The sequence below is a fragment of the Psychrobacter sp. 1Y4 genome, from assembly GCF_051847555.1.
Map to the genome: position 1 here is coordinate 1 of NZ_JBPYDE010000851.1, position 591 is coordinate 591.

At 40.1% G+C, this 591-nt stretch carries 1 protein-coding gene; it reads left to right on the plus strand.

Translation table 11 applies throughout. The annotated features are described in order from the left end of the window. Positions 1-388: 388 nt before the first annotated feature. A partial coding sequence (locus ACS8FC_RS19220) for a DUF2798 domain-containing protein (RefSeq protein ID WP_439297966.1) occupies positions 389-591 on the plus strand: 203 nt, incomplete at its 3' end.

The window sequence follows — 591 nt, forward strand, 5'->3', positions numbered from 1 at the left end:
CTGCTGAATGTAATCCACCCAATTTAGCTTTGATGCCTTCGTTAATGATGCGATAGTAACTTTCGGTACTCTCCCAACTCATACCACCAATGATACCGAGTGTTCGCTGTGCTTGGTCTGCCATTTGCTTGTCCTATTTATCGTTTAGTCTTGGTTATCATAGATTATCGTCGCAAAATAGACTATAAATAATGAACTATTTTTCATTATTATTTTTAAGATATTACCTGCGAAACGAGAACTTTCAAACGGAAAATGCGAGACATAATCGTTATGATCAGGCAGCTATCAAGATATAACAAACCTAGCTATTGATAATAACGATTTTACCAGTCCATCATCACGGCGTATCATGAGCACTGCTATCACTTGTAGGACAACCAAACATATGGCCAATTTTCCCACCATCAGAATACGCACCCGCCGCAAATACTATCGCCTGATCTTTACTGGTCTTATGGCGATGATGATGTCACTCATCATCTCAACCGTATTATTGCTTATAAAAGTGGGCTATATTGACGGTTTTTTTACCGAGCTACTACACTCATGGGGATTGGCCTTTATCGTGGCATGGCCCAGCGCTTATGT